Annotated in this window: 32 protein-coding genes; 23 read left to right on the top strand and 9 right to left on the bottom strand. The window is 33.8% G+C overall.

Features of this window, described 5'->3' with window-relative positions:
• Positions 1–14 precede the first annotated feature (14 nt).
• Positions 15–494 carry an SRPBCC family protein gene (locus tag ACFSTA_RS02015; protein ID WP_377554890.1) on the bottom strand — a complete coding sequence of 160 codons (480 nt, stop codon included), beginning with the start codon at positions 492–494 and terminating at the stop codon, positions 15–17.
• A gap of 456 nt (positions 495–950) precedes the next feature.
• Here ACFSTA_RS02015 and ACFSTA_RS02010 point away from each other — a divergent pair, with 456 nt between their 5' ends.
• From ACFSTA_RS02010 to ACFSTA_RS02000, 3 genes are all read left to right on the top strand, one after another.
• Entirely contained in the window at positions 951–1202 is a 252-nt protein-coding gene (locus ACFSTA_RS02010) for a hypothetical protein (protein ID WP_377554889.1), read from the top strand.
• 84 nt (positions 1203–1286) lie between these two features.
• Positions 1287–1577 (top strand): RNA polymerase alpha subunit C-terminal domain-containing protein, encoded by a 291-nt coding sequence (locus ACFSTA_RS02005; protein ID WP_377554888.1) that lies wholly within the window; start codon positions 1287–1289, stop codon positions 1575–1577.
• Positions 1578–2096: 519 nt separating this feature from the next.
• On the top strand, positions 2097–2270 hold the full coding sequence (locus tag ACFSTA_RS02000) for a hypothetical protein (protein ID WP_377554887.1): 174 nt from the start codon (positions 2097–2099) through the stop codon (positions 2268–2270).
• Between the two features lie 73 nt (positions 2271–2343).
• Here the strand turns inward: ACFSTA_RS02000 and ACFSTA_RS01995 are convergent, their stop codons facing one another.
• On the bottom strand, positions 2344–2925 hold the full coding sequence (locus tag ACFSTA_RS01995; protein ID WP_377554886.1) for a DUF4256 domain-containing protein: 582 nt from the start codon (positions 2923–2925) through the stop codon (positions 2344–2346).
• 437 nt (positions 2926–3362) lie between these two features.
• On the opposite strand from ACFSTA_RS01995, the gene qoxA reads away from it, so the two are divergent.
• Genes qoxA through qoxD form a run of 4 tightly spaced genes read left to right on the top strand, consistent with a single transcriptional unit; the run spans position 3363 to position 7196 of the window.
• The gene (gene qoxA / locus ACFSTA_RS01990) at positions 3363–4307 is read left to right on the top strand and encodes a cytochrome aa3 quinol oxidase subunit II (RefSeq protein WP_377554885.1); all 945 of its coding nucleotides are present in this window, start codon (positions 3363–3365) and stop codon (positions 4305–4307) included.
• A 60-nt stretch (positions 4308–4367) separates the two neighbouring features.
• Positions 4368–6317 (top strand): cytochrome aa3 quinol oxidase subunit I, encoded by a 1950-nt coding sequence (qoxB, locus tag ACFSTA_RS01985; RefSeq protein ID WP_377554884.1) that lies wholly within the window; start codon positions 4368–4370, stop codon positions 6315–6317.
• The gene (gene qoxC / locus ACFSTA_RS01980) at positions 6314–6910 is read left to right on the top strand and encodes a cytochrome aa3 quinol oxidase subunit III (protein WP_377554883.1); all 597 of its coding nucleotides are present in this window, start codon (positions 6314–6316) and stop codon (positions 6908–6910) included. Before qoxB ends, qoxC begins: the two co-directional genes overlap by 4 nt.
• 1 nt (position 6911) lies before the next feature.
• On the top strand, positions 6912–7196 hold the full coding sequence (gene qoxD, locus ACFSTA_RS01975; protein WP_377554882.1) for a cytochrome aa3 quinol oxidase subunit IV: 285 nt from the start codon (positions 6912–6914) through the stop codon (positions 7194–7196).
• A gap of 143 nt (positions 7197–7339) precedes the next feature.
• Here the strand turns inward: qoxD and ACFSTA_RS01970 are convergent, their stop codons facing one another.
• Together ACFSTA_RS01970 and ACFSTA_RS01965 are read right to left on the bottom strand one after the other, a co-directional pair.
• Positions 7340–7552, bottom strand: coding sequence for a hypothetical protein (locus ACFSTA_RS01970; RefSeq protein ID WP_377554881.1), 213 nt, complete (start codon positions 7550–7552; stop codon positions 7340–7342).
• Positions 7553–7723: 171 nt separating this feature from the next.
• Entirely contained in the window at positions 7724–8170 is a 447-nt protein-coding gene (locus ACFSTA_RS01965; RefSeq protein WP_377554880.1) for a GNAT family N-acetyltransferase, read from the bottom strand.
• 327 nt (positions 8171–8497) lie between these two features.
• On the opposite strand from ACFSTA_RS01965, the gene ACFSTA_RS01960 reads away from it, so the two are divergent.
• Positions 8498–9043, top strand: coding sequence for a sigma-70 family RNA polymerase sigma factor (locus ACFSTA_RS01960; protein ID WP_377554879.1), 546 nt, complete (start codon positions 8498–8500; stop codon positions 9041–9043).
• A 235-nt stretch (positions 9044–9278) separates the two neighbouring features.
• On the opposite strand, the gene ACFSTA_RS01955 is transcribed toward ACFSTA_RS01960, so the two are convergent.
• From ACFSTA_RS01955 to ACFSTA_RS01945, 3 genes are read right to left on the bottom strand one after another with little or no spacing between them, the layout of a single operon-like run.
• A complete protein-coding gene (locus tag ACFSTA_RS01955; protein ID WP_377554878.1) occupies positions 9279–10169 on the bottom strand; it encodes a glycine betaine ABC transporter substrate-binding protein in 891 nt (296 codons plus the stop codon).
• A gap of 16 nt (positions 10170–10185) precedes the next feature.
• On the bottom strand, positions 10186–10842 hold the full coding sequence (locus ACFSTA_RS01950; RefSeq protein WP_377554877.1) for a cysteine hydrolase family protein: 657 nt from the start codon (positions 10840–10842) through the stop codon (positions 10186–10188).
• Positions 10843–10846: 4 nt separating this feature from the next.
• On the bottom strand, positions 10847–11404 hold the full coding sequence (locus ACFSTA_RS01945; protein WP_377554876.1) for a GbsR/MarR family transcriptional regulator: 558 nt from the start codon (positions 11402–11404) through the stop codon (positions 10847–10849).
• Positions 11405–12015: 611 nt separating this feature from the next.
• Between ACFSTA_RS01945 and ACFSTA_RS01940 the strand changes: the two genes are divergently transcribed.
• The 3 genes from ACFSTA_RS01940 (at position 12016) to ACFSTA_RS01930 (ending at position 14762) form a co-directional block, all read left to right on the top strand.
• Positions 12016–13089 carry a GNAT family N-acetyltransferase gene (locus tag ACFSTA_RS01940; protein WP_377554875.1) on the top strand — a complete coding sequence of 358 codons (1074 nt, stop codon included), beginning with the start codon at positions 12016–12018 and terminating at the stop codon, positions 13087–13089.
• A gap of 383 nt (positions 13090–13472) precedes the next feature.
• Entirely contained in the window at positions 13473–14366 is an 894-nt protein-coding gene (locus tag ACFSTA_RS01935; protein ID WP_377554874.1) for a DMT family transporter, read from the top strand.
• 57 nt (positions 14367–14423) lie between these two features.
• Positions 14424–14762: a hypothetical protein gene (locus ACFSTA_RS01930; protein ID WP_377554873.1), complete on the top strand. Its 339-nt coding sequence runs from the start codon at positions 14424–14426 to the stop codon at positions 14760–14762.
• Between the two features lie 294 nt (positions 14763–15056).
• Here the strand turns inward: ACFSTA_RS01930 and ACFSTA_RS01925 are convergent, their stop codons facing one another.
• On the bottom strand, positions 15057–15437 hold the full coding sequence (locus ACFSTA_RS01925) for a hypothetical protein (RefSeq protein ID WP_377554872.1): 381 nt from the start codon (positions 15435–15437) through the stop codon (positions 15057–15059).
• Positions 15438–15465: 28 nt separating this feature from the next.
• Positions 15466–16269, bottom strand: coding sequence for a hypothetical protein (locus ACFSTA_RS01920; protein ID WP_377554871.1), 804 nt, complete (start codon positions 16267–16269; stop codon positions 15466–15468).
• 404 nt (positions 16270–16673) lie between these two features.
• On the opposite strand from ACFSTA_RS01920, the gene ACFSTA_RS01915 reads away from it, so the two are divergent.
• The 12 genes from ACFSTA_RS01915 (at position 16674) to ACFSTA_RS01860 (ending at position 24014) form a co-directional block, all read left to right on the top strand.
• Complete coding sequence (locus ACFSTA_RS01915) at positions 16674–16910, top strand: MerR family transcriptional regulator (protein ID WP_377554870.1); 237 nt, start codon at positions 16674–16676, stop codon at positions 16908–16910.
• Positions 16911–16952: 42 nt separating this feature from the next.
• The gene (locus tag ACFSTA_RS01910) at positions 16953–17165 is read left to right on the top strand and encodes a hypothetical protein (protein ID WP_377554869.1); all 213 of its coding nucleotides are present in this window, start codon (positions 16953–16955) and stop codon (positions 17163–17165) included.
• Positions 17166–17278: 113 nt separating this feature from the next.
• Positions 17279–17422 (top strand): hypothetical protein, encoded by a 144-nt coding sequence (locus ACFSTA_RS01905; RefSeq protein ID WP_377554868.1) that lies wholly within the window; start codon positions 17279–17281, stop codon positions 17420–17422.
• A gap of 18 nt (positions 17423–17440) precedes the next feature.
• On the top strand, positions 17441–17644 hold the full coding sequence (locus tag ACFSTA_RS01900; protein WP_377554867.1) for a hypothetical protein: 204 nt from the start codon (positions 17441–17443) through the stop codon (positions 17642–17644).
• Between the two features lie 193 nt (positions 17645–17837).
• Entirely contained in the window at positions 17838–18068 is a 231-nt protein-coding gene (locus ACFSTA_RS01895; RefSeq protein ID WP_377554866.1) for a hypothetical protein, read from the top strand.
• Positions 18069–18377: 309 nt separating this feature from the next.
• Positions 18378–18836: a GNAT family N-acetyltransferase gene (locus tag ACFSTA_RS01890; RefSeq protein ID WP_377554865.1), complete on the top strand. Its 459-nt coding sequence runs from the start codon at positions 18378–18380 to the stop codon at positions 18834–18836.
• 213 nt (positions 18837–19049) lie between these two features.
• A complete protein-coding gene (locus ACFSTA_RS01885; RefSeq protein ID WP_377554864.1) occupies positions 19050–19787 on the top strand; it encodes a class I SAM-dependent methyltransferase in 738 nt (245 codons plus the stop codon).
• A gap of 659 nt (positions 19788–20446) precedes the next feature.
• The gene (locus ACFSTA_RS01880) at positions 20447–20602 is read left to right on the top strand and encodes a hypothetical protein (RefSeq protein WP_377554862.1); all 156 of its coding nucleotides are present in this window, start codon (positions 20447–20449) and stop codon (positions 20600–20602) included.
• A 23-nt stretch (positions 20603–20625) separates the two neighbouring features.
• On the top strand, positions 20626–21705 hold the full coding sequence (locus ACFSTA_RS01875) for a serine hydrolase domain-containing protein (RefSeq protein WP_377554860.1): 1080 nt from the start codon (positions 20626–20628) through the stop codon (positions 21703–21705).
• A gap of 81 nt (positions 21706–21786) precedes the next feature.
• On the top strand, positions 21787–22311 hold the full coding sequence (locus ACFSTA_RS01870; protein WP_377554859.1) for a hypothetical protein: 525 nt from the start codon (positions 21787–21789) through the stop codon (positions 22309–22311).
• A gap of 472 nt (positions 22312–22783) precedes the next feature.
• Positions 22784–23077: a hypothetical protein gene (locus tag ACFSTA_RS01865; RefSeq protein WP_377554857.1), complete on the top strand. Its 294-nt coding sequence runs from the start codon at positions 22784–22786 to the stop codon at positions 23075–23077.
• 94 nt (positions 23078–23171) lie between these two features.
• On the top strand, positions 23172–24014 hold the full coding sequence (locus tag ACFSTA_RS01860; protein WP_377554856.1) for a nucleotidyltransferase: 843 nt from the start codon (positions 23172–23174) through the stop codon (positions 24012–24014).
• The last annotated feature ends 16 nt before the right edge of the window (positions 24015–24030 follow it).

Here is a 24030-nt window from a genome sequence, read left to right as displayed (position 1 = left end):
CTTTTAATATTATTTTAACGTTCCATATTAAATGCTTCACTATAGACTTTACGCAGCTTAGCTGAGTTATCGTGCCACTTAATTGGATTACCATTGACGATTTGGACCAATACATCCAAACACCTATGCCATCCTGCTGCGGTTTTAACTGCCCATGAATCATCGTTAAAAGTATGGGTAAAGATCATTCGACACCCTTTGTCCTCTTCCTGCAATGAAATGTTTATAAGATCATCGACTTCACGGAAACCAAATAAATATGGCTCCTCTAACTCTGTAATGGTACCATTATATGTCGTTCCTTCGCCGTCATCGAAGGCAATCTTGCCACCAAGTCTGAGATCCATCTCCCCTGTTGCGAAAGGGTACCATTGGGAGAAATAACTAGGATTCGTAATGACACGAAAAACATCTTCTGGATTATGAGGAAAAAATCGTTCAAATCTTAAAGCATAACGATCATTCGACTCATGTAGTGTACCATTATCATTCATCATTTCATCCTCCTTTTTTTATATCCTTGAAGTCTTCCTATTCACTACTAATTCAAAAAACAAATTAAAGTTTTGTGTAGTCTCAAAAAACATCAACATTACTTATATTTGTTTTCATGTTTTTATAGTACCAAACATTTTAATAACTAAAAAACAATAATAAAATCATTTTCGTGTTCTTCAATAAGATTTTCAAATATTAATAGAAGGATTATGGGGTTTTATGTTAACGTTTAGATAAAGATGTTTTTGTGCTAAAACACTTTAACCGAATAAAGGATGTATATGGTACTTAATATATGTAGGTTTTGGCAGTATGATTATTAGATATAATTAAACTATACTAGCATCATTCACATATTGTTGAAATAACGACGTAGGTTAGTGGAATAGTGAAACTTCTTTCTTACTAATTCGTAGTAAAGTATAGAATTTAATATAATAGGAGTGTCAACAATGAAAAAATATATTATCTTTGCCATTAGTTTTATATTATTATTTTCATTATTTGAGATTCTATCTGGAATGCTTCTTACAACTATGTATACTCCAGATATAACAGAGGCTTGGAATACGAGTGCTAATCTATCTCAAGAAGTTGTTATTAAAGGTGGTACCAGTAATTTTTTACTTACATTATTTTTTGCCTTTCTTTCTGCTACAATTGCTTATTTTATCCCCAAAAAAATCATCAACAGTATAAAGTAGGCATATATTAACGGTTACTTTATCGAGATTGTATAACCAATAAATATGTAAATACTAGATACGAATTTGTTTGGAGGGATTATTTTGCCAGTAGAAAAAAGTTTAAGGGTCTGTGAAAAGGGACATAAGTATTACAAAAGTAGTGAGTGTCCAAGTTGTCCTACCTGTGATAAAGAGAATAAGCCTACAAGTGGATTCCTTTCAAAACTCAGTTCACCTGCAAGAAATGCATTGGTTCACGAAGGGATTGACACTTTGAAAGAACTATCAAAGTACAAGGAAAAAGAGATTTTAAAAATTCATGGTATTGGACCAGCTTCCTTACCTATTATGAGAACTTCATTAGAAGAAGAAGGGTTATCATTTAAAGAATAAATAACCTACACTATGTGACCTACTTTACTTAACGGGGACGTTACTAAAGAGATAAAGAGGGGATAAATCGGTTATTCAACTCCCTCAGAGCATTGTTGAATAAGGGCAGTAAAGTTATTAGTTCTGGGGAGGAAATCGAAATGATTTTTGAAACTATAACAGGTCAGCTTACTATAGTTATTACTCTTGCATTTGGAGTTTTACATATAGTTCTGTATCCATTGATACAGAAGGAGAATAGCCTGCCCCTTTGCATCACTTCTTTTAATTCGATTTTATTTTTTTGTAAATCACTAAAAATAGGTTTATGACAACTATTAATAATAAACCACTTAATGCTCCTAACACATAGATTAAATCAGGATTTACTATCACACTTCCAATAATCCCCCCAATACATATCAAGAGAGCATATATACTAAGACTCCACTGAGAATTTTGCCAAGAATATTTCCTTTTCATCCTTTTCATACTCCCTTCCTCAATATACTTAGCTTATATGTGGTTGAGCAACCTTCTATGGATCTATGTGTTAAAGGTTCGGCATACGCATATGCAAGTAATTCCAAGTATCCTACTTCTGATAAAAGAGTATGGTCTTCTGATGATGCAGGATATTATGGATCAAATAAACATCTAGGAATAACTGCAACATATTATGCTAGATGTCTTGGATGTGGTGGTGCATTATAATCATTTAGTAATTAAACAACCAACCACCATGCTTACAGGGGTCTGACCCCTAGTGTCGTTTTCACCTGAAAATTTAGATCCTTAGCGAGCCGCGGAACCCTCTGGCACCATAGTAAGATTCTGCACCGTTATGATACAAGAAGACGTGCCCGAAGCGATAATCGCAATAAAGGGCACCACCGAGTTCTCTAATATCAGGAGGTGTTTGCACCCAACTCGATGTTTTCTTATCGAAATTTTCAAGTTCCTGCAACGCTCGATATTGTTCTTCCGTTAATAGTTCAATACCCATGTCAGCTGCCATATCAATAGCGTTATTTTCCGGTTTATGTTTTTTCCTCGACTCCAGCGCTTCCCGGTCGTAACAAACACTTCTGCGACCCTTAGGACTTTCTGCTGAACAATCATAAAAAATGTATTCGTCTTTCTCTTGATCATGTCCAACAACATCCGGTTCACCGCCAGTTCTTTCCATTTCATTGAGTGACCACAGTTTTTCGGTATTAGCATCCAGCTTTGCTTGGACTTTAGCCCATTCTAGATCTTTATGGCGGTTCCTATTTTTCTCAAATCGTGCTTTCAATGATTTGAGTAATTCTTCACGTTGTTCTGGTGACAATTCCTTTTTATTACTGATTTCATTTTCCTGTGTCATATTCGTTTCCTCCTTAATGTTTGTACTCATAATGGTTTAAGTATATCTAAAAATTAATTGTTTTCAAATGCCTAACCTATCGACAGGTTTGTTCGCAACTAACTTCTTATCTAATCTTCTTGTAATTTGCTTCTTCGTTTATTTAATTTTAACAGTAACTTCCAATAGGTTCACACAATTGATAAAAAAATAATAGATCCTGCAATTTGAAAATGAGGAGTTAAGATCGTAAACGCAATCCAAAATTCTTCGGCATAAAGAGTAATAGTGCAGATGTTTTCTTTATGTCCAAAAAATCTACATACCTTATTGAAGAATTTGTGAAGTTTTTCTCAAACTATTGTATTTTTCTTGTGAGAATAATAGTATAAGAAAATCTTATAAGTAATAATTCAGCAATAAACGATATATACGCAACTCAGGAGAGGGGTAACTACATGAAATTCAAATGGGCTTTGTTATCACTAATTATCACGATATCCACAGTGCTAGCAGGTTGTGAACCGGTTCTCGTTTTGAATCCAAAAGGTCCACAAGCTGAGACGACAGCAAATGTTATTTGGCTTTCCATAGCAACCATGGCAGTTATTGTCATTGTTGTGTTTACACTTTTAGTGATTATTTTAGTTAAGTATCGAGCTTCGAAACAAAGTGAAGATTATGAACCTCCACACATCGAAGGAAATCATATTGTGGAAGGAATTATCGTTGGGATACCTGTGTTAATCATCATTTTCCTTTCTATTGTATCGGTGAAATCAACGTATGAAGTTGAATCAGTGCCTAAAGGATATGAGGATCAAGAACCACTCGTGATTTATGCTTCATCTTCAAACTGGAAATGGCATTTCAGTTATCCGGAAGAAGACATTGAAACGGTAAACTATGTATTTATACCTACGGATCGTCCAGTTGAGTTTAAGCTTTATTCGTTTGGACCAATATCTAGTTTCTGGGTTCCACAGCTTGCTGGGCAAAAATATGCCATGGGTGACATGGTAACTACCATACATCTAGCAGCAGAAGTGCCTGGTGAATATATGGGGCGTAATGCAAACTTTAGTGGAGAAGGGTTCGCTGAAAATATATTTAATGTTACAGCCTTATCGCATGATGAATTTGATACGTGGGTAGATGAAATCCATGCTACGGCAGAACCTCTCACAGAAGAAGAATTTGATAGATTATTAGAACCAGGGCATCTGGGGCAAATGACGTTTACAGGAACACATTTAGATTTCTCACCAGCTCCTGAGGGAGAACATGGTGGACATCATCATGGTTCTAATGAAGAAGATTCAAGCCAAGAAGATCACGAAGATCACGAAGATCATGAAGGTCATGAAGATCACGGACATGACGATCATGGAAGTAACCACTAAGATTCGAGTTTGAGACAACTAGATGGACTATATATCGATACCTCGAAAGGAGTATGGAACATGGAATTTTTTGACAGATTTGCCGTCCCACATCCAAGTCCATTGATTTATGCATCAATGGTTGCGATTGGGCTAACCGTAATTGCGATTTTCGCAGGTATTACTTATTTTAAAAAATGGGGATATCTATGGAAAGAATGGTTAACAACCGTAGATCACAAGCGAATCGGAATTATGTATATCATTTCAGCTTTACTGATGCTTTTCCGAGGTGGTGCAGACGCCGTTATGATGCGTTTGCAAACCTCGGTTCCAGATAATGCATTTTTAGATGCACAGCATTATAATGAAGTTTTTTCAACGCATGGGGTTGTCATGATTTTCTTTATGGCAATGGCATTTGTAATTGGGTTAATGAACTTTGTCGTTCCACTTCAAATTGGAGCACGGGATGTAGCATTTCCACGCTTGAATGCGATTAGCTTTTGGTTATATTTTGCTGGGGCAATGCTATTTAATATTTCCTTTGTTATCGGCGGGTCGCCTGATGCAGGATGGACGAATTATTACCCACTGGCAAGTACTGATTTTAGTACTTCTGTTGGTGTCAACTATTATAATTGGGCATTGCAGATTTCCGGAATTGGTACGCTAATGACTGGGATTAACTTTATTGTTACCATCCTTAAAATGAGAGCACCAGGCATGAAATTGATGAAAATGCCAATGTTTACGTGGTCCGCTCTCATCACAAACATTATTATTGTATTTGCTTTCCCTGTACTAACGATTGCACTTCTTATGGGGACATTCGATCGCCAAATTGGAACGAATTTCTTTACATCTGTAAATGGTGGTATGGACATGATGTGGGCAAACCTATTCTGGGTTTGGGGACATCCGGAGGTGTACATTTTAATTTTACCGGCATTTGGTATATACAGTGAGATTATTTCAACTTTCTCACGCCGTAATTTATATGGCTATAAATCGATGGTATGGTCGATGGTGATTATATCTCTGTTATCCTTCTTAGTTTGGGTACACCATTTCTTTACGATGGGACATGGAGCACTTACTAACAGTATTTTCTCCATTACAACGATGGCGATTGCAGTTCCTACAGGGATTAAGATCTTTAACTGGCTTCTGACGATGTGGAAAGGGAAAATTACGTTTACTGTTCCTATGCTGTATTCTGTAGCATTTATTCCACTATTTACGATTGGTGGGGTTACTGGGGTCATGCTTGCAATGGCGAGTGCGGACTACCAATATCATAATACGATGTTCTTGGTAGCTCACTTTCATAACGTAATTATTCCAGGTGTTGTATTTGCTATGTTAGCTGGACTTACCTACTGGTGGCCAAAAATGTTTGGGTTTATGCTCAATGAAAGAATCGGGAAATGGGGATTTTGGAATCTTGTTATCGGATTCTGTTTAGCGTTCTTCCCGATGTATATCACTGGTTTAGACGGTCAGGCACGTCGTATGTACACGTATTCGGAAGCGACTGGATTCGGTCCATTAAATATGCTTTCATTCGCAGGTGCTGGAATCATGGCAATTGGTTTTATCCTTATTGTATATAACGTGTATTATAGTTTCCGTCATGCTCCTAGAAATGTTGGAGATGATCCATGGAACGCACGTACATTGGAATGGGCAACCCATAATCCAGTACCAGAATATAATTTTGCGATTACTCCGCAAGTGGATTCATCACAGGCGTTCTGGGATTCCAAGAAACATGGGTATCCGTTATTTAAGGAAGATTTAAAAGATATTCATATGCCAAATAATAGTGGTTTACCAATTATTATGGCTGGATTATTCTTTATCTTTGGATTCTCATTTGTCTTCTTTATTTGGGGTGGTGTCATCATTTCAGGCATAGGGATTCTAACTTGTATGGCTTACCGTTCGTTTGAAAAAGACGATGGGTATCATATCCCAGTGAAGGAAGTAAAAGAGACAGAAGAAAAATTTGGAGGTGCTAAGAAATGAAGATAGATCACTCGCAGCCTCTTGAATATAGCACCGAACAAAACAAGATGAATATCCTAGGGTTCTGGATATTCCTTGGTGCAGAAATTATGCTTTTTGCGACCCTATTTACGTCCTATTTTGTTTATGAGGATCGAATCGGAAGTGGCCCAGCAGGAGCAGAAATTTTTGGAATCACACCTGTTTTATTCGAAACGTTTATCCTGTTGACAAGTAGTTTTACGATTGGGCTTGCCATTCATGCGATGCGTATCCAACGAACAAAAGCAATGCTAGTATTTTTAGGCATTACGCTACTGCTTGGAGCTGCATTCCTTGGCATTGAAATATATGAATTTACCCATTACTATCACGTGGGAGCAACATTGCAAACAAGTGCATTTACTGCCATCCTGTTGACCACATTAGGAACGCATGGTGCACACGTAACGTTTGGTCTTTTCTGGGGATTATTCATTATCCTGCAAATCAGAAAGCGTGGATTAACTCCAGAAACGGCGAATAAATCATTTATTTTCTCATTGTATTGGCACTTCCTAGACGTTGTTTGGATCTTTATCTTCAGCTTCATTTATTTGAAAGGAATGATGTAAAATGAAAGAATTATTTCCTTTGAAACAAGTAAATGGGTTTATATTCTCATTACTGCTTACTGTTATTGCGCTTAGCGTTTATTTCTTGGATCTGTCTTTTGAGTTAGGGATGACCATTTTACTTGTGACAGCATTTATTCAAGCTACCGTTCAGTTGGTCATATTTATGCATGCAGGAGAAAGTGAAGATAAAAGTGCTATATATACAAGTACGCTCTACGGAATTATTATTGCATTATTTACCGTATTCGGTTCCCTTTTAGCAATGGTATGGGGATACATGTAAAATAAACAACACAATCACAGTAAAAAGGCTTAGAGGATGCTATCTCTAAGCCTTGTTTTATAGTCTAGGAATATTTCCTTTTAACGGAATAAGGATCTGCCGGGTAATTTGGAGGGTCCTCATTCCGTTATTCATTACATTTTTCAGTTTTTATTCCGCTCCAAAACCTCTTCGGTTGCTACTAAGAATAATCCCATGATAAAAATAAATACTCCACCCATAATAGCACCATAGCCAATTCCAATTATGTTAGAGAAATCGTTTACAAATCCATAGAAAAATAAAATAGTCCCAATTGCTAATATTGGTGCACAAACATATTTCGTTACATGTAATATACGTGGATTAGATTGCATAATAATCAATCCTCCTTACTATATATTATTCAATTTGTACACAAATTTGTCAAATTAATTTTAACATTATATGAAAAACATATAAACATCTTGACAAAAGGGGAAAGTGGAACAAGGGGTCAGTCCCCCCGTCCCAGGACGAGGGGACTGACCCCTTGTCCCACATCAGATTCACTTTATTTTCCGTGCGAAAAACACAGATTCCTCCAATTCGATAAATCCATTTTTTTGATAGAAGTGATAGGCTGGAACATTTCGTTCGGTCATTAAGGTAATATGTTGTATATCTTCGTTTTTTAAGTAGTCATTGATCTGTTGAAGAAATACCTTTCCTAATCCTTGATTTTGCTTGTCTCTTGAAATGAATAACTCTTTTATATAATATTCTTTTCCTTCCCACCAATTAAACACATATCCTAGGGATCCGCCGACAAGATACTTATGCTCATCGATCAACACTAAAGGCAATGAATTCTTGTTATCAACTAGATCACGCATGTACAAATCCAATTGGTGCTCGTTTTCCCATTCGTCTAACCATGGTTCATTCGAGAACACATCTAGGAACAATGCTTTCAATTCCTCATATTTTTCTTCTGGTAAACGAGTTGTTTTCATTAGTAGTCCTCCTTGTAGATCGCATTTGCACATCAATTTTAATATTACTACTATTATAACTTATTTATGTAATAGATTTGATGACTTTATTGCCTGCTACGTATTCTTAGCAAGTGATCTTTTATACGATATGTAATTTTTCACCTAACTTCACGTTTTTCCCAAGAAACTTCAATTTCCCCAACTTTTACCCATCAAAAATTCAATTTTCTCCACAGAAACTTCAATTTTAAGTCAATAAACGTAAAGTTAGGCAATGTGACAGGTTATTTACTTTCCACTATGCTTTATTTGCCGGCACAAAAAAAGCGAATTGGAGAGGTGTAAGTGAAGAATAATAATCAGTTTACCTTCGAAGAAATCTTCAAACAAAATGAAAATCGGATTCACTACTACATTCATAAACTAGAGATCAATGATACGCATAAAGAATTTTATGTGGAAGGGTTATATGCGATGTGGTTGGCTTATAAAAAATATCAACCGGATAAAGGTCCAATGTCTACGTATTTCAACTATATGATTAAAAATCGAATGATCGATTTAATTCGGACGAAAGGTAGAGACATAGAAAAGGCGGAGATAATCATCCAAGAGGAAACAATCAATCAAGATCATGGTAATCGGCATGCAGCAACATACCTGCCTATTGTGACTCCAAAGGAGATTACGGTAGAAGATCATACGATATGGGAACAAGTAAAGGAAATGCTCACCGACAACCAATATAAATGGATCTATTATGCAATCATTCAAGAGCTACCACAGAAAGAAATTGCAGAGATTGAAGGAGTTAGTGTGGATATGGTAAAAAGCTGGGGTAGGGAAGCGAGGAAGAAATTAAGAGCTTCTGGCATCTATCAAGTACGATAACTTTACTGGAAAAGGAGTCGATATGAGCAAAATTCGGTTTCTTTTCTATTAATCTTAGAACCTATTGTTTTGTGAATTTGCTGGAGGAATTAAAAAAAGTAGCCCCCAAGATATTCTTGAAGGCTACTTTTACTTTAATAACGATAATTTATCCAATCTGTTCTTGTATATCCTGTCTAGTTCATTTGGTATGATATCCCGTCCATACTCATGAAGACATCGTTAAGGGAAATGGTTATTCGCCGATCATCTGATCAACTTTATCACGGTTATTTTCAATCCATTCAGCTGCTAAGTCTTCAAAGGATGTACCGCTCTCTTCATTTTCACTAATCATCGTTTCTAATTCAGCAATAGAAATGCTCCAATTGGATAAAATCTCATATGCTTCTGGATGCTCTTCCTCTATCCCTTTATAAGACAGTACATAAACATTATCTGCTTGGAAATAATCTTCTTGTCCTTCTAAAAATTTCAAATCATTACGTGCGAAAATGGAATGTGGTCTCCATGCAGTGAATACAACAGGCTCTTCATCATCAATTTTATCTTGTACAACAGAAATCATTGCACCTTCACTAGAAGGGGTTAATTCAAACCCTTGTTCTTCTAGGTTTTCTCCTGCCATTAGTTCTTTTGATAGTTCAACAATTCCTGCACCTTCAGCTATGGTGACGACCTCTCCACTATATTTTTCTGTATTTTGTTTTAATTCTTCAATAGAGTTTTCTTCTACATACGATGGTACTACCCAACCAAGCTGTGCATTTTCATAACTTGTTGCTACTTTTACTAAATCATCTTGAAACTCTTCCCATTTAGCGGCTTCTGTATATGGTAACCATGCATCCATAAAGAAATCAATTTCTTTATTTCTCATACCATCCCAAATAACTGGTTGGGAAACTTGTTGCACTTTAACGTCATATCCTTGTTCTTCTAAGATTTGTTTCGCAATTTGTGTTGGTGGTGCGGTACTTGACCATGGAGTTTGTCCAAACACAATGGTTTCTTTTTCTTCATTTTCTGTATCATCATTTGTTGCATTATTTTCCCCGCTATCATTGCTACAAGCAGATATTGCCAGTAAAGTGAACGCTATAAAAAATAATAAGAATTTTTTCATCATAAATGTCTCCTTCTTAGTTGAATTTATTATAAATTTCTCGCATATTTTCCGGAGTATAATGCATGGAATCTGCCTTTTCTGCTTCCCATAATTCATACTCTTTTCCACTCATACGTTTGAGGATATTGGTAGTATCATAGATTTTAAGATTATATACCCAATTTGCTATCATCATAAGGGATGACATATGGGAGCCCTCATTGGAAGCGGCACAAATGTCTTTGACAAGATGAATATTATAATCTCTAAAGTAGGCATCGAATACAGATGTTAATAGACAACCATCGGTCACCACTCCACCAATGACAACATCTGTTATATTTAGACTTCGAAGTGTTAAATCTAGGCTCGTTTCGTAAAAAGCACTCCAACGGTATTTATCGATGACGATGTCACCATCTTGCGGTTTTATTTCGTCAAAAATTTCGATGCTTTCGTTGGCAGAGTTGTAATAGTATGGTGTCCCATCTTCATTTAAGGGTTCACCTACAGAAAGGCCAACCCCATCCGCACGGTTAATTTGACGCGTATAAATGATTGGGATGTTTTGTTCTCTGAACCCATCAATGAGTTCTTTTGCATTGGTAACTACTTGGTCCATTTGCTGGAGTCCAAAATTACTTTCCTTCTGAAGATCTATGAGTACCAAGGCGGTGTTTTGTTTCTTCATGTTGTTATTCTCCTTTACCTTCAGGTGTTTTAGGCAAATATTCAAAAATATCCCCGGACTCCATCGCGTTTGCAAGTCGCATCGTCCAATCAAAATAGTTGTACGAATCTTGAATGAGAGCGAGATCGTTGTTTGCCTTTTCTTTTACATGTTGGTCTGTCGTGTTACTAACAATACCTTCTAAGGTAGGCTCTACTTGTTCGGTCGCCTTCATGATTAAGTTGCGTTCTTGACGTATATTTTTAATAAAGAATGTGATGAAATTCCTTAAGAAATCCTTCTCTGCAATATAATGATCTTTTCTGTCACCCTTTTTCCAAACTTTTGTGACCATTTCTGTCTCAAGTAGTTCTCTTAGTCCATTACTTACACTCGCTTTACTCATCGCTACTTGATCCTTAATTTCATCCAGGGTTAATGGTTCAGTGGAAAAGTAAAGAACACCGTAAATCCGACCAACAGATGGAGTCACTCCATAAATAACCATGGATTGTGCAATTGCACTGATCATCATATCTCTGGATTGTTCTATTGCTTCCATATCTTTGGACAATAATATCACCTCTTTTGTTCAGTTTGTACAATTCATTTAATTTATATTAAACATATTAAACTAAATGAACAATAAATGCAACCGCCTCTGAAAAATAGGAATGAATTCGCTACAAGAGAGTATTTTTAATTTGGGTCCTTGTTAAATAAGTTATATATCATGGTTATATCATCCCCTTATTATTACCTGCTATTGCATCTTCTCATGCAGAAACATAATCTAGCTCATGCCACGAATTGGTCTTGAAAGTACAGGGTTCTGATGATTGAATTAAATATAAATAATTGGTATAATTTTCTTAATATTAGTGAGGGGAGTGAGAGGAAACAATGAAATTTTTTAGAGAAAATAACCTTGGAAGTTTATTTGATTGCCTCTCACTCATGCGGAATAAGTAAGATACTTTAATTTTAACTACAAGATTCTTGGCAATTGTGTGCAACGGCTTTTGTTTTAAACATTTAGCCACAGGGTTATTAATATAATTCTGTGGCTTTTTTATGTCTATCATTTTAACTATAAGTTGAAAAGTAAAATGTGTTCACATATTAAAACTTCGGTGTTATTCTTCTCTTCCTGAAGAGAGGTGATATATCAAAGAATGAAGGATTTATCTTAGCATGGAAAACTATAAAGGGGTTGTTAATATGATTTATCAATTGGAAAATAGTGTCTACAGTAAAATATCCAAGTTGATTAAAAATACAAATCATGAATTGTTTATTTATGCAGTAATTACGGGAAATGTACCAGGAGAAGTTTATGTAGATAATGTAACGAACCCTTCATCAACACTAATTATGACACCAGTATCTAATGTTGTAGCAGGTGATGCAAACAATCATTTTTTTAATGCAGAAATTAAAAAGAAACTCGATTTTTTTGATACCGTCACATGTGACACTATAGAATGGGAAAGAAAAATTCCTGATATCCATTGTAATATAGCCATCAAGAAATACAATAGAAAATATTACAAGTTTGATGAACCACTATTTGAAAATTTTTCCGAAACTTTAAATGAACAATACACTTTGGAGTATGTCTATTTAGATAAATTAGTTGAGTTGCAATATGAAAATAGCAAAGAAATAAAAGATTGGTTCGTTTTCAGTAACATGGATGATGTAAAAGACTATTGTTTAGGCTCTTATATTAGAAAAGGCAATAAGATTGTTTGCTGGTGTTTAGTGGATTGTATCGTAGAGGATAGAATTGAAATAGGAATAACGACACTCAAAGATTTTAGAAGAAAAAGATTAGGATCTATCTGTTTGGCTGCTACTGTTAGTGCTAGTAGATCTAATGGGATAAAGGAAATTGGGTGGCATTGTGTTGATTCAAATGTAGGTTCTTACACAATCGCAGAAGGGGTAGGATTCAAGAAAATAAAGGAATATAGTTGTTTCACTCCATATCCACCAATTGAAAATGTGACTGACTTAAATAATGAACAGTGGAGTGAATGGGCACTTCATTATGAAAAAATGAATGGAATGGAACCCGTATATTATGAGCAAGCAGCGGAGTGTTGGGGACATGCGAACAATATGGAAAAGTCCATGGAGAACATTAAATGTCTTGTAGAAACAAAGCCAAAATCTTTAAGTAAAGACTTTTTAGACTTTGAAGGATTTGCAACTTTTCAAGACAGAGTAGAGTGGGAAAATTTTATAAAAAAAATAAGCAACTAATACCTTGAATCAAAGTGATGAACAAAGTATCGAACTATTTTTTCATTTAACAAGCTAGCTATAGTGGATTTGAAATAAAGTCGCTAAGAAACACCCCCTTAGAATATATTATCTATGGGGGCGTTTTTATTTCTAAACGAGCAAGAACATCACAAGTCGAAAAATGGACTGAAGAACGCTAATGTACCATAATTGAATTTATAATATTAAAGGTGATCCTTTTTTATAAAATATGTAAGCTAAAATCAACGTTTGCAATTTGCTTTTGATCAAATTTTATTTCAAATCTACTCCATTTGCATTCCATATTTCGATTATAGCTGAAATATCCAGCAGTTATAATAACTATAGATTGATCAAAATAGTATATAGGGAGATAAAAAATGAATACCTTCAAATTTCCGCTATTAATACTTTTAACGACATTTTTAATGGGTTCTTCTTTTGCTGTAGGTAAAATTGGTTTGATTTATTCATCACCATTGTTATTAGCAGCATTACGCTTCACACTTGCCGGAATTATAATGGCAGTAATCGTATTCATTTTAAAAAGACCACACCCAATATCTAAAGGAAACTGGATCAAGATACTTATTATTGGTACTTTCCAAACAGCCGGTGTAATGGGTTGCATATTCTTGAGTTTACGAACAATTACTGCTAGTGAATCCTCAATTCTTACATTCACGAACCCGTTACTTGTTGTTGTATTCTGTACTATATTTTTACAAATACGATATAAACTTTTTCAATGGATTGGTGTTATTTTAGGGATAGTAGGGGTAAGTATTACAATGGGTGCTCAAATTGAATTTAAGTTTGGTATTCTTTTCGGAATTCTTTCTGCTGTTTTTTGGGCATTTTCCACTTTATTAGCTAAAAAATGGGGAGCGTTTTTCGATATATGGGTTCTATCCGCCTATCAGATGCTTTTTGGTGGATTACTACTTTTACTTGGGAGTTTTATTTTTGAAAAACCAATTTTTATTTTAAGCATTAATTCCTTGTTCATTTTATTATGGTTAAGTATTATGTCTTCTATTGTTCAATTTGCCGTTTGGTATTATCTTTTACAAAAGGGTGATCCAGGAAAGACGAGTGCTTTTTTATTTTTAGCCCCTTTCTTCGGTGTATTATCTGGCTGGTTATTATTAGGTGAGTCGTTATACCCTTCACTCATAGTTGGTGGCCTGTTTATTATTCTTGGTATCTATCTTGTAAATAGCAATTTTCAGATGAAAAATAATCTAGTTAAAAGAAGAATATTAAATAAATAGCTTGATCTAAGCATTCAAGCGCTTAAATGGCCTCATATAGTAGGACTTATCTCTTTTATGTTAGGTTTTTTAATAAATTTATGGTTGATGCAAAATCAAGATATCTTTGTACCTATTAAACTAAAAGGATTTATATTTCTTGCTTTTTGGGTAACGGTTGGATTCCTGACATTTTTAAAGTCGGTCGTAATTGCCCGTTGGCTTGGTGGACCTGTGAAAGGTTTATTCTATCGACTCTGTCTAATTATCGATCTATTTAGTAGAAAAGTAGTTGGATGGGAAGTATGGGAAACAGAGGAAGCAAAGTATGCGGAGTCGCTTGTAAAAAAAGCAGTCATCAATGAAAAAATCCAAGGAGTTCCTCTTGTATTACATTCAAACATGGGAGCCCAATGAAAGCTACCACTTTCCTTGGGTTATTGGAGACATTAGGTATTCAACAGTCCTTTTCGAGACCGAGTGTAAGCAATGATAATCCCTATTCAGAAGCGATGTTTCGAACACTCAAATACCGACAGACCAGATTTTCCGCACAAGGCACTAAAAGAAGCAAGGAAATGGACACAAAAATTCGTTCATTGGTATAACCAGATTCATCGGCATAGTAGCCTGAATTTTGTTCTCTTTGATTTTGTCGTGTCCCTTGTTGATCTATGAAAAAAAAGCTACACAAAAATGTGTAGCTTTTCTTTATTGGTCTTTAAGTATAAGCTCCATGATTTGTCTATCTATAGTCATAATATCTTGAATATAAATTTGATGATTTTCCAACCCTGGAGTTGTTTGAATTAGTAGTACATCATCATTATTATCATATTCTAAAAACGAAAATTGTTTGACCGTACTAGGACCTTCATTGGAAAAATAACTTTTATACTTTTGAATATCTTCTTGTTTCATTTGCGTTCGAGGTCCAACTAACTCTGCCAATATTTCTTTACTGTTATTCTTTAATAGACTATCGACGATGTCAACACTTGTCTTAGGCTTGCTATTCACATAGAAAAACCAGCCCCATGATGCCAATAACATTACACAAAGTAATATTATAAAATAACGTTGTTTTTTCATGTAAGTTAACACCTCAAAAAAAATAATTTTATATTCCGATTGCTACGTTATAAATGCCCGCATGAATCATATCTGATCTAGATCGTGTGTCTCCGCGCTCTGCTAGATCAACCCACTCAGCAGATCCAGTTCTACTATTAATAACTCTTGCGTCAACGTCTTCAGTGTATGTTCGGAGTCCTAACTCTCCTTGCGATACAACTTCGTAGTCATATTTTCTTGTTCTTGAATAAACTTCGCCATCTATACTTGAATCAATAACTGAGCCAACAGCGGTTGCACCTAAAGCCAAAAGAATACCGCCAATACCTCCAGTAAAAATTCCCCCAATAACGCCAATTATAGTAGATACAGCAGTACCAGTACTGAAGACGATAGTTTGTGTAGGGCCATATGTTAAATTAACTTTACCATAAAGGTCTCCCCATGCCCCCCAGGCACTACTATATTCACTTTGGTATATAGAATAGGATGAGGGAGGTGAATAAGAATTAATACTCATACTATCTTGTGCAATTCCATCTTCGCTTGATTTAGGTTTTACTGACTCCGTTCTTTTATTTTCGGTTGTTTTTGCATAATCATTCATATTAAGTGTTTTAGAATTACCATATTTGTCAACAAATAACATCTCATTGCTATTAGGGTATACTATGGTTTTATCAGTAAATTCTCCGTCTAAATAAGACGCATAGACAGTTTTATCTTCTTCTTTAGTAATCTTTACTTGTAAGTCCTTTGATGAATTGTTTTCCAATTCCATTGTAGTAACATTAGCCCCATTCACCTTATCTTCATGAATGTTTTGAACTGATAAACCTTTATTATTCATGTTTATATCACTACTTGCTCCAACTGAACTTAAAGGTAAAAATGAAAATACCAACGTCAAAATTAACGAAATAGAAAAACTTTTAGAAACGCATGTTTTAAATTTGATAAAAAAATTCTCCTTGTATTTTTTGTGTACTAGAACTTCCTTCACAACTAGACTATTATATTTGAACTATTTAGTAAATAATATATTTGAACTATTTAGTAAATACTACATTTGAACTATTTAGTAAACAAAAACCAAGATATACTAGGGGTGTTCTTGTTGAAAATTTATTATAGCTTAAAAGGGATACATTTATTTGTAGATATCTTTCTTGTGGTGGTTAAGTAGATTGCTAAAATACTATTTTATCAACTAAAATAATAGTGGCGGTGGTTGGTTAGTGGTTGAATGGATATATGTCTTTTCAACAATTAAGTGAAGCTACAAGTGTTCCAGAAACAACAGTGCAAAGATATGTACAAAAATTCGATGCTTATTTTTGCTATGAAATTAGAAATAGAGGGAAAAAGTTTCATCCTGAATCAATAAGGTTACTACAAATCATTATTTCTTTATATCAAACTGACTATGATACAGAGGAAATAAAAGAGCATTTATCAAAAAAAGTTTTCTTTAATAGTATACTAACGTAGCAGTTTTGTTTAATAAGACTTTATTTTGAAAGAGGTTATTACATGAGGAAGGACACTTTGTTATTTTGGATATTTTTTGTGATACTTCTATTTGCGAGTTATCAGTTTTACTTTTACTTTATAAGTCATTTATTTGTTGATTTATTTCAAACTGATCTAATGAACTTAGTTATTTTTCCGATTATATTTATTCCGTTATCGGCTGTTTTGGCGAGAATAGCAAAGAATTTTTTCCTTTCAGATAAGGCTAATTAAAGTAACGGGGGCTATTGTGATCTAGGGTTGTCGCTTGGCAGTTCTTATTTTTTAAAAGAAGTAGAAGTAAGTTAATAAATATTAGATTGTTAAAGCAAGAAGGGAAAGCAAATATGAATGAAAAACATATACTTTTATTCAAAAATTTAAAGCAAATAAAAGATTATTGGACAGATACTGCGGTTGATAGTTTAAATCCAAATACTGATTTAATATGGTCTGAAAGTGAAGAAGAATATGAATTATTTCAATCATAAAAAAGGTCGCCAGAAGAGTTGAATGCATATTGGAAAACACAGAATGAAATTATCAAAGGAGTAATTCATTCGATTTTAGTCATGATTGATGGTGGAGATGAACTTGCGGATAATTATTTACTCGACTTAATAGACAAAGAAACACAAAAGTCACTATTAACAGGTATATCTTTACATGAAGAATTCTATGGCTATTTACTTGATAATGAAGATGATGAATAAAATTTTCTTGTTGTACTAAAGGGAGTAAGAGTTAAATAAGAGAACGTCAAATCGATGGTTCTTATTTTTATGAAAAATGGTTGGAATATTATGTTAATATAGATTTTATAACGACCTTGTGCTAAACGGGCAGGAAAATTGAATAAAGAAGATTGAAGGGAAAGTAATCCTCAGAAAAAGGGAGGTATAAAAGGTGGACTTATTACTATGGATAACTATTGGTTTTATTTTAATCGGATTTGTAACTCTCACTTCTATGAAAAGAGGTATGGAAAGTAAACTCGCTTTTATAAAAGCAAATATGGAAGACGAGGAAAGTTCAACAAAAGCTAAATCTATAATTTGGTGGATAGTGAGTACCACAGCTTGGGGAATAATGAGTATGATTCTTATTGTTTGGTGTTTTCATAATCACTTTGGATAACTGTTTAAAAAGCACTTAAACAAAAGGGTGCGAAATTTGAAGAAAGCCTCGCTGTTGTTGTGGTGCAAAAGGGGGGCTTAGTCACACAAGTAAATATAAAAATAATGATACGAAGAAAAGAATATGTTCTGCGTGTCATAATAATATGCGATTTATACTGTGATTTCGGTTGTGAAAGTTGTGTGATTTAGCTTGTGAATTTTCCAGAGTTTTTTGTTTTGCACCTCTGAAGTAAAAGCGTTAAGGTCCTGTAGCATGTTTATTTATACGGAGAATATAGTAGTAAATCTTATCTAGAGGAGAATGTTTATGGCTCAAATATCGATTCAGGAATTAACTGTAAAAAATATGTATAAATGCCTAAACCTAAAGTTAGCGGAGGATCAAGTTGATCGAATTGCTCCTAATGTTTATTCCATTGCAGAGTCTAAGGTAGATCCCAATTTTACACCGTACGCCATACATTTGGATGAGGAAGTTATAGGTTTTATGATGACGGAATGTGATCCAAACGAGATTGAAGAGAGGAAGTATTGGATTCCTAGGTTTATGATTGATGTCTCTTATCAAAGAATGGGATACGGAAAAGAGGCAATGCAACAAGTCATAGATATGCTCAAAAAGAATGATGACTGTCATTATATTGGACTTTCAACAGAGCCAGATAATTATTCGGCACTTCGATTCTATGAGTCACTTGGATTCGTAAACACAGGCAAGTTGTTAGAGGAAAGTGAAGTTATTTTACTATTAAAAGTTAGACGGTAACCTTCACTAAATGTCCTAATAGGAATAAATAAGTTATTTATCTGGGATGAAGGGATCAATACCCTTCTTCAACAAAAGGGTGTATAACTTACACAACAACAGGAAGCCGTAAGTATGGTAGTTCCTGTTTATTTTATATCAAATATCGGAGCAACTTGGTTTAATAAAGATTTAGTAGTAGAGATTATTTATAATTAAAGGTAGGTGGTATTTTTGTCTGAACAAATTAGTATTAAATCCTATAATAATACCGAGAGAGCTACTAAGTATAATACGAAACAAGGATTCGACCCTAAAAGGAAAAATGAAATGTTAAATGTTACTTTATTCTTATTAGAAGACTTAATTCAACAGGGAGCATCCATATTAGAGTTAGGAGCAGGTTCTGGATTATTTACGGAGAAATTGATAAATTCAGATTCCATTAATGAAATTTATGTAACTGATGGAGCTGAAGTAATGCTAGAAATTGCAAGAAAAAAACTATTAACTCAATCAACTAATCTAGTTTATGATAAATTAGATTTTACTCAATCGTTATGGTCAAAAAGGTATAAAAATATTAAGTTTGATGCAGTCACTAGTTCTATGGCAATTCATCACGCTGAAGACAAAAAAGCATTATTTAGAGAAGTATATAATGTGCTTACTTCGGAAGGCGTTTTTGTTTTTGCTGACCATATGGCTGGAGAAACTGCATTAATTGAAAAACTCATTGGAAGCAAAAGAGCAAGATTAAAGTTAAATAGCATAGGTGAGAACCTAGATACAAATAATATTGATAAATTTATGAGAGAGGATAAGAAAAAGCAAGATGCTGAAGGAAATAAATGTGAATCTATTAGTAATTACTTACAATATTTACGAGAAGTAGGTTTTAAAGATGTTGATTGTTTATGGAGAGATTACTGGCTAGCTGTATTTGTTGCCAAAAAGTCTGACCATCTCTAAACATCTTTTAATTAGAACGGATTAATTACTTATAATAGTACATAATTTATTTCTAGAATAAATTTTAACTTTTAAGAAAAGTTTTATTATCATATTGCGTTAACGGGTGTATTACTTTAAGAAGGATACATGTACCCGTTATTAAACTAAGTGGGCAGTAGAGTTTAATGATAGTAGTATAAAAAGCATAAGCAAAGGAGGGTATTATGCAGTCTAAAATTTTACTAAGTATAATTTCTTTTATGGTTTTATTATTTGTTAATGGTTGTTCATCTGATAAGGATGCACTGAACATTGAAGGAGTTACTGGATAAATTTTAGAAATTGATGATGACTCATTATTAATTCAAGGTAACGATTATAAAGTGGACTTAAAATATTCAAGCGACACAGTTTTTAAAGGTGAAAATCGTAATGAATTAGGCATTGGTGATAGAGTGAAAACTTGGTATAGTAGCGAACCTCTTGACACTAATCCAATGCAGGCAACAGCTTCAAAAATATAATTTATTAAATAGTCATTATTGCACTTAAGGGTGCAATCCTTCAACAAGGAGATCGCTTTTTTTGTGGAATTTATAAGTAGTACAGAAGAGAAAAATTTTCTTAATTCAAATGAATTTTAATCAAAGTTATTTTATTTTGTGAGGAGAGAACTGATGCAAGCAGTACGCTGGAAACTAGAAACATATATAAACAAATATCTTGAATTGTGGGACTTTTACGGGGTTATTCAAGTCATTAAAAAAGGTGAAATTTTTTTGAAAAAGCATATGGATATTCAAGTATCTAGTTTGGAATTAAAAATGATATAAAATCTTGCTTTTCAATTGCTTCCATGTCTAAACAATTTACTGCCTTTGCAATCATGCTCTTATATGACAAGAAAATGTTGGACATCGATAAACCTGCAAATTTTCACCTCCCTAGAGATTTGAAGATCAACGATTCGATTACTGTACATCACTTATTATCGCATACATCTGGTTTGTATAATTTTTATGATTTTGAAAATGAATTTTTCGCTGAATATAACAGAATGAACTATTCGAGAAACGATTTTTTTAATCGTTATATTAATAAAAAGCCTATACATCCATCAGGAAAAGAGTTTGATTACAATAATTCGAACTATAATCTGCTTGCTTGGATCATTGAAAATGTTTCAGGAGAGACTTATGAAGATTTTATTCGTAACAACATATTTATACCTTTGAATATGACGAACAGTGATATTGATGACGGATGTAAAACGATTAAATATAGATCTAGTAATTATGTAAAAGATTTGGATGCACTTATTAAATCGCCTTATCATAATGAAAAATTTAGCATCGGTGCAGGAGCTATCATTTCAAATTGCGATGATCTATTCAAATGGTATTCCTGCTTGCGGGATAGAAAAATTCTGTCGAAGAAAGCTTATACAAGGTTTTTCAACGAGAACAAAAGTAACTACTGTTATGGACTGGAACACCATCATGTTTACGGAACAAGCAGATATTCTCATGGAGGAGATCACCTTGGGATAGGCACTTATATGCAGAATTATTTTGATGAAGATATTTGTATTATCATTCTTTCAAATAATGAAGCCATTGACCAATATAGGTTGGGAAATGCAATTTCTGATATTCTGCATCATGTTGATGTTACTGAGCCGACAATTCAAGAAGAATATTCTCTTAGCGAAGAACAGCTTAAAGAGTATTGCGGAACATATCTGCAAAATAAGATTGAAATAGAGCTTATTAAAGGAAAATTATACTTCACAAGGTTCAGAGGTAATCTACATATTGAGATTTATCCGATAGGTAAAGGGAGATTTGTTCGCAGATATTCTGACCAAACCGCTCCGTATAGAATAGATAAGAATGAAATCGGAGACATGACATTTTTCGGTTATAACAAGAAATAATCTCCCCTATCCAGAATCGTAATCACTTTTAATATCTATGCTTTTTTAAAAATACAATTAAAGTAGGGAGGGCATTTGGGGTTGAAAAAGTTATTTATAGGAATTCTTATCTTACTTGTTTTTTTAATGGGTTGTAATGCAGAAGATGAATACGAGTCTCCAGTTTATATGGGGGAGGATTTGACCATTGGTGTTATTGGTGAAAAACCTGATGTAAGAGAGGAAAATGTTTCTTTTCATAATATGTCTTTGGAAGAATTAGAGTATGAGAATCAAGGCATTTCTGATGAGTACGATGCTATTTTTATTATGAAGGAATATTTAAAACAGGCAGGAGAAAATAAATATTCAAAAGTGTATAGTGAATTAAAACTTCCTATTTTTTTCATAGAATCAGAGAAAGCATATGTACCTTTTATATATGACGATATAACTTATGATGAATTTCCTGATGTTGAGGACCAGATGTATATATCTGGTATTATGAGTGAAGGTGATGGAAGATTTAAAACTTGGGGTTTCGGACTATACAACGATACTAAAACCGAAACCAATATCAGGAGTACTTATTCGAGCATATTTGAGAAAATTGATTCAGTAAACTAATGGGTTAGATTTATTCGAGAGGGGTAGGTGATTTTTTGTACTCTATTTATCAAGACTTTAATCACTTTATTTTTGCTATAATTACTTTTTCAATAATTTACTTTATCTTTGAAAGGTTGTTTAATCATATTTATGAAATAAGTTGGAAGAAGGGACTATTAAAAAGTTTTGTTCAAAGTATTATCACAGTGGTTTTAATAATCCCATTACTAAATAAATTCTTCTAACATTAGCTTAATTAATTCTTTTTGAATTGTAGGGGGCATTAGTTCTAATAAGAGCTGTCGTTTCTAGTGCTAAAGGGCATGAATTGAGGAGGGATTTAAGTAAGTAAATCGTTTTCAAGGGGGATTGCTTTATTAAAAGGTTTTTTTATTATTTTGGTTGGACAATTGTTATTGGATTTATTATTTATTTAGGAAGTAAGTTTCAGGTTAGATTAGAAGAAGAAGCCAGTATAAATTTTGAAATAATGCCTGTTGTATTATTTGGAACTATATTTCCGATTGTTATTGGACTCTTTCTTAGATTACCAAAGTTGTTAATTGAAATTAAACAGAATAAACAATGGACATTTGATTGGATAAAGTTTATTGCGATTGCATTACCATCTTGCTATATATTATCAATGTCGGTTTTACCATTTTCTTCTTTAGGAGTAAACTCGATTAAAATACCAGAGATAATTATGATTGGAAGTCCAACTATTCAAATAATCGCTGGCGTTGTTTTTGGATATACCTTCTTGGATAGTTTAAAGAAATAAGGTTCTTTAAGTACGGGTTGCTTTTATACAACAATGGCAGGAGCTTTTTGTGCTAAAGCAGCAGGTTAATGCAACATACAAAAGGGGAGATACGTTGGCACAAATTAAAGAAATTGGGCGTTTTTGTCCGACCGATACTAAAGGATATATAATAAATGATTCAAGACTAAGTAATATTAAACCTGACTTTTACAAGGTGATAGAAAAGGTAATAGAAAAATACCAAACTCATTTAAGAGAAGATTTACATAGTATATATATTAGAGGGTCTATTCCTCGTGGATTGGGTATAGATAGTGTTTCAGACTTAGATACAATAGCGATTACGAATAAAGATACCAATGATATAGACTTGAAATGGGTTGACAAGGCTGAACAAGAATTAAACAAAAAGTACAGTTGTGTAAATGGTGTGGAACTTAGTTTCTATTATCATGAAGATATTTTAGAAACCAATATCTTTTCTATAATACCGTTTATGATTAAAACTCATAGTGTATGTGTATATGGAGAGGATTTAAGTGTCCATTTGCCTAATTATAAAGCAGATAAAACACTTGGTAATGAACATCTTGTAAACCTAAAAAAACAAATTCAACAAGCAAAGGATGACCTTGTTGGTAATGACGATCTTGAAGATATATTGGATTGTTGTGGATGGATTATGAAAATCATAGTTAGGGCGGGACTTGCACTTGTAATAGAGGAAGAAAATAAATATACAAGAGACTTATTCCCGGCATATAGGATATTCGCTGAACATTACCCAGAAAAAGATTCTGAAATGAAACAAGCCCTTAAATATGCTATTAACCCAGTAGAAAATCCAAATGAAATAGTTGATTTTTTAAATGAGATGGGAAATTGGATGATAATTGAGTCAGAAAAGTGGTTGCAAGTTCATAATCCTAAAAAGGTAAGTACCTTAGAAATATAGATAAATTGATAATAAG

The organism is Ornithinibacillus salinisoli, assembly GCF_042684965.1.
Taxonomy (GTDB): Bacteria; Bacillota; Bacilli; order Bacillales; family Amphibacillaceae; genus Ornithinibacillus; species Ornithinibacillus salinisoli.
Note: the sequence above shows the minus strand (reverse complement) of the source record. Positions and strands in the feature narration are given on the sequence as shown.